Source organism: Streptomyces sp. YS-3 (genome assembly GCF_045257485.1).
GTDB lineage: Bacteria > Actinomycetota > Actinomycetes > Streptomycetales > Streptomycetaceae > Streptomyces.
In genome coordinates, this window is sequence record NZ_JBJHPC010001055.1 from 1 (window position 1) to 1,106 (window position 1,106).

Annotated in this window: 1 protein-coding gene; it reads left to right on the top strand. The window is 72.0% G+C overall.

Translation table 11 applies throughout. The features are described from left to right. Positions 1–717: 717 nt before the first annotated feature. The gene (locus ACJA3G_RS37435) at positions 718–1,101 is read left to right on the top strand and encodes a helix-turn-helix domain-containing protein (protein ID WP_406557461.1); all 384 of its coding nucleotides are present in this window, start codon (positions 718–720) and stop codon (positions 1,099–1,101) included. Positions 1,102–1,106: the final 5 nt, after the last annotated feature.

Here is a 1,106-nt window from a genome sequence, read left to right on the forward strand (position 1 = left end):
GGTGGAGCGGGGGGAGCCGCCGGGCCGTTCGCGCGGTCCCGCGGGGGACGGGGCGAGCTCCGCGAGGAGGTCGGGGAAGCGGCGGGCCAGCGACTGGAGCCACACCGTGTCCGCGCTCTCGCCGCTCATCGCTCCGCCTGCCCGGGCGTGTGCGCCGAGGGCCGCCTCACCTCGCGGCCGTTGCGCCAGAGCCGTCCGCCGCTCACCCCGTCGAAGAAGGTGTGCGCGGGGTCGACGACCACCTCGCACTCCCTGCGAATGGGACACTGATTGCATGCTCGCAATACCGGTTCCGCCTCGGAGGGAACGCGGGCGAACACGGAGTGTTGTGGGAGGTTCGCGCAGGCGGCGGCCCTGCGCCAGTCGAGGTCATCCACCGCTCGGGATAAGTCCGAGGTCAAGGGTGCTTTTGGAGTGGTCAGGTGTGCGGGCACGTGCAAACCCCTCCCCACGTATGGGAACACGAGTTCGGCAAATTGCGAACGCGTGATCAGGGTGACACGGTGCGTGCGCGTACGCAAGCGACTCATGCGTGCGGGCGCGCACCTACTGTCGCGCGAGCGTGCCGGGGGTACGCTGTCTCCCGCGACGAGGGAGAGCGACCACATGGGTTCGAGCGCACGGGCCGGCGCCCGCAACGAGCAGGGCTACCGCGGTGACGGCGGTCGCGGCCACGCGGACGGGCTGGAGGAGTTCGCCGCCTGGATCGAGCGCCTGATGCGGCTGCGGAACTACGACATCGACAGCCCGCGCGGCGGCGGCAAGTCCAAGCTCGCGGACGACGCCGGGGTCCACCGGGCCGCCGTCAGCAGGCTGTTGCAGCGCCAGAGCATGCCGGACCTGGAGACCATGCGCAGACTGGCGGCCGTGCTCGGCGTACCGCTGCGGGACATGCTCATCCGCTCCGGCAGGCTCTCCGAGGACGATCTGCCGATCGCCGTGAGCCGCGGCGGGCAGGACGGGGAGGGCGCGACGCCGCTCAGTCCCGAGGAGGCCGCCCGGCGCATGGGGGTGCCCGAGGAACTGCGCGAGCTGTTCGTACGCGTGACGAAGGCGTTCCTGCCGGACGGACGCGAGGGGGCCGGCAGCCCGGGGGTGTGAAGGAG